General features: G+C 72.8%; 4 protein-coding genes. 2 read left to right on the top strand and 2 right to left on the bottom strand.

The genetic code is table 11. The annotated features are described in order from the left end of the window. Positions 1-46: 46 nt before the first annotated feature. Entirely contained in the window at positions 47-1,411 is a 1,365-nt protein-coding gene (locus ACFU7Y_RS37830) for a dipeptidase (RefSeq protein ID WP_380771067.1), read from the bottom strand. Between the two features lie 251 nt (positions 1,412-1,662). Between ACFU7Y_RS37830 and ACFU7Y_RS37825 the strand changes: the two genes are divergently transcribed. Beyond that, positions 1,663-2,856 carry a geranylgeranyl reductase family protein gene (locus ACFU7Y_RS37825; RefSeq protein ID WP_224281353.1) on the top strand — a complete coding sequence of 398 codons (1,194 nt, stop codon included), beginning with the start codon at positions 1,663-1,665 and terminating at the stop codon, positions 2,854-2,856. A 169-nt stretch (positions 2,857-3,025) separates the two neighbouring features. Here the strand turns inward: ACFU7Y_RS37825 and ACFU7Y_RS37820 are convergent, their stop codons facing one another. Next, positions 3,026-5,329, bottom strand: a complete 2,304-nt coding sequence (locus ACFU7Y_RS37820) for a glycosyl hydrolase family 18 protein (protein WP_380771065.1) — start codon at positions 5,327-5,329, stop codon at positions 3,026-3,028. A 292-nt stretch (positions 5,330-5,621) separates the two neighbouring features. Between ACFU7Y_RS37820 and ACFU7Y_RS37815 the strand changes: the two genes are divergently transcribed. Then, a partial coding sequence (locus ACFU7Y_RS37815; RefSeq protein WP_380771063.1) for an enoyl-CoA hydratase family protein occupies positions 5,622-6,368 on the top strand: 747 nt, incomplete at its 3' end.

Genomic DNA, 6,368 nt, shown 5'->3' with positions numbered 1-6,368 from the left:
CGGACGCCCTTCGGGAGACCCCTCGGGACGTCGCCTCGAACGTCCGTCAGACGGAGCGCAGTTCGGCGTAGCGGCGGAGGAACAGCGCCTCGGTGAGGGCCATCCGCTCCAGCTCCTGCGGGTCGACGCTCTCGTTGACCGCGTGGATCTGGGTGGTCGGCTCCTCGACGCCGATCAGCACGATCTCGGCCTGGGGGTAGAGCGAGCGCAGCGTGTTGCAGAGCGGGATCGAGCCGCCCTCGCCGGAGGCGACCATCGCGGTGCCGAAGGCCTCGGCCATCGCCCCGCCCATGGCCTCGTACGCCGGGCCGTTGGTGTCGGCCCGGAACGGCGCGCCGCTGCCCTGGCGTTGGACGGTGAGCCGGGCACCGAGCGGGACCTGCGCCTCCAGGTGGGCGACCAGCGCGTCCTGGGCGGCGCCCGCGTCCGTGCCCGGCGCGACGCGCAGGCTGATCAGGGCCTTGGCGGTGGCCTGGACGGAGGAGGTGGCGCCGATCACCGGCGGGGCGTCGATGCCGAGGACGGTGACGGCCGGGCGGGCCCAGAGGCGGTCGGCGATGGTGCCGGTGCCGGTCAGGGCGACGCCGTCGAGCACCTTGGCGTCGGCGCGGAACTGCTCCTCGGGGTACTGCACGCCGGTCCAGGTCTGGTCGGCCGTCAGGCCGGCCACCGCGACGTCGCCGTTCTCGTCGTGCAGCGAGGCCAGCATCCGGACCAGGGACTGGAGCGCGTCCGGGGCGGCGCCGCCGAAGGCGCCGGAGTGCAGGTTGCCGGCCAGCGTGGTGACCGTGGCCTCGACGACCGTCATGCCGCGCAGCGAGGTGGTGACGGTGGGCAGGCCGGGGGCGAAGTTGCCGGTGTCGCCGATGATGATGGCGTCGGCGGCGAGCAGCTCGGGGTGGGCCTCGGCGTAGCGCTCCAGACCGCCGGTGCCCTGCTCCTCGGAGCCCTCGACGATGATCTTCAGGCCGACCGGGTAGGCGTCGCCGTGGACCTGACGCAGCGCCCGCAGGGCGGTCAGGTGCATCAGGATGTTGCCCTTGCAGTCGGCGGCGCCGCGCCCGTACCAGCGGCCGTCGCGCTCGGTCAGCTCGAAGGCGGGGCTGAGCCAGGCGTCCTCGTCCAGCGGGGGCTGGACGTCGTAGTGGGAGTAGAGCAGGACGGTCGGCGCGCCCTTGGGGCCGGGCAGCTCGCCGTAGACGGACTGGGTGCCGTCCGGGGTGTCCAGCAGCCGGATGTCGGTCAGGCCCTCGGCGGCGAAGGCGTCGGCGACCCAGCGCGCGGCCTTCTCGCACTCCTGGACCGGGAACTGGCGCGGGTCGGCGACCGACGGGAAGGCGACCAGCTCGGCGAGGTCGGTGCGGGCACGGTCCATCAGGGACCGGACGGCGTCGGCCAGGGGCTGTGACATCGGGGCTCCGAGGGGACGGTCCGCCCTTCGAGGTGGTGCGGGCGGAGGAGACGGCTTGCGGTAGTGCCGATCATAGGCGGAGCGGAACGGGGAGCTCCGAGGGTGTGGCACGGACCCGGAGGGATCGGGCGGCCGGTGCGGGGGCGGCGCGTTCGACCGGAGCGGTCGGACGCATAGGATTGCTCGACGTGACTGACTCCGGAAGCTCCGATTCCCGCAGCCCGCTCGACAGCCCGGCCGAGGGCGGTCCGATCGACGACGCGGCGGCGCCGCCGGACGGCGTCTGGGACGTCGTGGTGGTCGGCGCCGGACCGGCGGGCTCCTCGGCCGCGTACGCCGCCGCGGCCCAGGGCCGCCGGGTGCTGCTGCTCGACAAGGCCGAACACCCGCGGTACAAGACCTGCGGCGGTGGCATCATCGGCCCCTCCCGGGACAGCCTGCCGCCGGGCTTCCGGCTGCCCCTGCAGGACCGGGTGCACGCCGTCACCTTCGCCTACGACGGGAAGTACACCCGCACCCGGCGGTCCAAGCGAATGCTGTTCGGCCTGGTCAACCGGGACGAGTTCGACCTGCGCCTGGTGCAGGCGGCCAAGCAGGCCGGGGCGGTGCTGGTCACCGGAGTGACCGTCACCGGCGTCGAGCAGCGCGGCGGCGGGCACCGGACGGCGCTGGTGACGGCCGCCGACGGGCGCACCTTCGAGGCCCGTGCGGTGGTCGGCGCGGACGGCAGCGCGAGCCGGATCGGCCGGCACGTCGGCGTCACCTTCGACCAGATCGACCTCGGCCTGGAGGCGGAGATCCCGGTGCCGGCGCAGGTCGCCGCGGACTGGGCGGGCAGGATCCACCTCGACTGGGGCCCGCTGCCCGGCAGCTACGGCTGGGTGTTCCCGAAGACCGAGACCAGCAGCCTGACCGTCGGCGTCATCTCGGCGCGCGGCGACGGCGAGCGCACCAAGCAGTACCTCGCCGACTACATCCGCCGGCTGGGCCTGTCCGGGTTCACCCCCAGGGTCGAGTCCGGGCACCTGACCCGCTGCCGGGCCGAGGACTCGCCGCTCTCCCGCGGCCGGGTGCTGGTCGCCGGGGACGCGGCCGGACTGCTGGAACCGTGGACCCGCGAGGGCATCTCGTACGCGCTGCGCTCGGGCCGGCTGGCCGGCGAGTGGGCGGTGAAGGTCGCCGAGGCGGGCGACGCGGCGGCGGTGCGGCGCGAGGCGCTGAACTACGCCTTCGCGGTCAAGGCCGGGCTGGGCGTGGAGATGCGCGCGGGCAAGCAACTGCTGGGCGCCTTCGAGCGGCGGCCGTACCTGTTCCACGCAGCAGTCTGCCTGGTGCCGGCGGCCTGGCGGGCCTTCGCCCGGACCACCCAGGGGCACACCTCCTTCTCCCAGGTGCTGCGGCAGTACCGGGCCGCGCGGCGGCTGACGGCGATGGCCTCGCGGTAGGGCGGCCGTCGTGACGCGGGGCCGGCGCCCCTCCCCGGTGCGGGGAGGGGCGCCGGCCCCGTTTCCGTGGTGGCGCCGGGTACCCGAGCCCCGGGTCGGGTCGTGCGGCCTGCGTGATCCCAGGGCCGGGTCGTGCGGACTACTTCAGCCCAGGGTCGGGCTGTGCGGACTACTTGAGCCCGGTGTCCAGTGCCGACATCAGGGTGCCGGACGGGGTGTCGCCGGACATCTCCCAGATCATGCCGCCGAGCAGGTTCTTCGACTTGAGGTAGGCCGTCTTCTGCGAGATCGACCAGGCGTCGTCGAAGGTCCACCACTGGCCGCCCGATCCCGTGTAGCCGTACGTCGCAACGGACTTGGGGTCGTGGTAGACCTTGAGGCCGGGGAGGGCGGTGACCAGGTTGTTGTACCCGCGGGTGCCGGCCTCGTCGGTGAACTGGCCCGGTGCGGCGCCGTTCGCGGACTGCCAGGCGCCGTTCGCGCCGCCGTCCGCGACGCTCTGCCAGCCGCGCCCGTAGAACGGGAAGCCGATGGTCAGCTTGCGCGGGTTGACCCCGGCGTTCAGGTACGTCCGGACGGCCGTGTCCACGCTGAAGTGGGTGTTGTAGGGGTCGTTCGGGTCCTGGAAGAGGTTGGAGGCGTGGCCGGTGCGGTTCGGCTCCCAGGAGTTGTCGCTGCCCGAGCCGTGGAAGTCGTAGCCCTGGACGTTGGCGATGTCCAGCGAGCTGAAGATCTTCGAGAGGTCCCAGCCGGCGGCGACCTTCGCGGGGTCGGCCGGGGTGAAGGCGGTGAGCAGCTTGTGCGAGCCGCCCAACGCGTCCAGCTGCTTGCGGAATTCGGCCAGCAGCAGGGTCAGGTTGTCCTTGTCGTCGGCGCTCCAGTGGTTGCCCGGGTGGCCGTCGCCGGAGCCGGGCCACTCCCAGTCGAGGTCGATGCCGTCGAAGATGCCCGCCGCCACGCCGTCGCCGCCGGCACCGTTGTAGACCGGCAGGTTGCCCTTGATCCAGGTGTCGATGCAGGACTTGACGAACTTCTGGCGGGACGCGTCGGTGGCGGCGGCGTCGGAGAAGTACTTGGAGTAGGTCCAGCCGCCGAGCGAGACGACCACCTTCAGGTTCGGGTACTTGGCCTTGAGCTTCTTCAACTGGTTGAAGTTGCCCCGGAGTTTGCCCCAGCCGTCGTCGGCCACGCCGTCCACCGACTGGTCGGCGCTCATCGCCCGGCCGTAGTCCGCGTCGGCGTCACCGGTGCCGGTGCCCTGGTCCGGGTCCTCCGGGTTGCCGGTGGTGCCCTTGGTGACGCCCGCCATGCAGGTCAGGTTGACCGGATCGATGTTCTCGAAGGCGTAGTTGACGACGTCGAGCTTGGCGGCGGCGCCCGAGGTGTCCAGGTTCTTGACGAAGTACTGGCGGCCGTAGATGCCCCACTGGACGAAGTAGCCGACCCGGGCGTACTTCCCGGCGCCGACCAGGTCCGAGGTGGTCGCGGTGAGCGGTGCGGAGGCGGGCGAGGCGTTGTCGGCGGCGTCCCGGGCCTTCACGGTGAACGTGTAGGTGGTGGACGGCGAGAGGCCGCCGACGGTTGCGCCGAGGGTGCTGCCGGTGACCGTGGTCGCCAGGGTGTTGCCCTGGTACACGTCGTACGCGGCGACCCGGACGTTGTCGGTGGCGGCGTTCCAGGCGAGCTTCACGTCCGTCGAACTGACCGCCGTCGCCCGGAGGTTGGCCGGTGCCGTGGGCGGCGAGGTGTCGGTGGACGGGTCGAAGGTTGACGCGGTGACGGACGCGCTGAGCGAACCGGTGTTGCCTCGGCTGTCCTTGGCCCGGACGGTCAGGGTGTACGAGGTGGCCGGGGTGAGGCCGGTGACCAGGACGCTGGTGGACGAGCTGGAGGCGAGCACGGTGCTGCCGCTCAGCACGTCGTAGGAGGCGACCGGGAAGTCGCCGCCGGTGGCGGCCGGCCAGCTCAGGGCGAGCGTGTGCGCGGTGGACTCGGTGACCGTCGGGGTGCCCGGTGCGGACGGCGGGACGTCCGCGCTGCCGTCGCACTTGTCGCCGTTGATGCGGCAGTTGAGCGGGGTGGAGACCGGGCCGTTGCCGACGAACCAGAAGCTGTACGGCTCGGTGGTGCTGTGGGCGTTGACGGTGGAGTTGTAGAACGCGGCCGTGGCGGTGACGTGCCGGCCGCCGACGGTCGCGGTGCCGTTGTAGCTGTTGCCGATGGTGACGCCGGCCGGGAGGTCGAACTCCAGGGTCCAGCCGCTCACCGCGGTCGCGCTGTCGTTGTGGACGACGTAGGTGCCCTGCCACCAGGAGCCGTTGTCGGCGGTGGTGAAGGTGGCGCTGAGCTTTCCGGCGGCGTTCGCCGGGGCGGCCAGCGCGGTGAGCGCGGCGAGGGGCAGGAGCAGGACGGAGAGCAGTGCCAGCAGTCTGCTGCGCACGCGCGGGCGCCCGGCCCGGGATCGAGCGGACATGGTTCTCCCTGTGGCTGTGGGGGTGAACAGGGTGACGTAGAACCTTGGTTGATCCATTGATCCGTGTGCGATCGACGCCTGCGCCGTGGGGAGGCGCGGCATGGGAACTGTAGGAGGACTGGACCAATGCGTCAACAGGTCTGTACCACTGGCGAGCATGGGGGGCCGCCGCCGGGCCGGCCGGCTCTGGCCGAGGGACGGGTGGGCGTGCCAGAGTCGACCGGGCGTCGTCCGCACCCCCGGACCGCACCCGCAGCCCGACCCACCCTCAGCCCGAAGGCAGGCCCCGCCGATGACCAGTGCAGCGCCCCTCGTCCACGTCAGCACCGCCGACGCCGTCACCACGCTCACCCTCGACTCGCCGCACAACCGCAACGCGCTCTCCACCCGGCTGATGGCCGAGCTGCACGCCGGGCTGGCCTCCGCCGCGGCCGACCCGGAGGTCCGCGCGGTGGTGCTCGGGCACACCGGCAAGGTGTTCTGCGCGGGCGCGGACCTCTCCGAGGCGACCGGCGCGGACCCGACGGTCGGCCCGCGCGGCCTGGTCGAGCTCCAGCGGGCCATCGTGGACTGCGCCAAGCCGGTGATCGCCGTCATCGACGGGCACGTCCGGGCCGGCGGTCTGGGCCTGGTCGGCGCGGCGGACCTCGCCGTCGCCGGACCGGCCTCGACGTTCGCCTTCACCGAGGTGCGCCTCGGCCTCGCGCCCGCCGTCATCTCGCTGCCGCTGCGCCCGAAGCTGGACCCGCGCGCCGCCTCCCGCTACTACCTCACCGGCGAGGTCTTCGACGCCGCCGAGGCCGCCCGGATCGGGCTGATCACCAGCGCCACCGACTCCGCCGAGTCCACCGGCGTGGTGCTGAAGGGCCTGCTGGACGCGCTGCGCCTGGGCTCCCCGCAGGGCCTGGCGGAGTCGAAGCGGCTGGCCAACGCCGAGGTGGTGCGCTCCTTCGAACGGGACGCGGACGAGCTGGTGGAGCTGTCGGCGCGGCTCTTCGGTTCGGCGGAGGCACAGGAGGGGATGCGGTCGTTCCTGGAG

Source organism: Kitasatospora sp. NPDC057542, assembly GCF_042801945.1.
GTDB lineage: Bacteria > Actinomycetota > Actinomycetes > Streptomycetales > Streptomycetaceae > Kitasatospora.
This window is presented reverse-complemented; position numbering and strand designations above follow the sequence as displayed.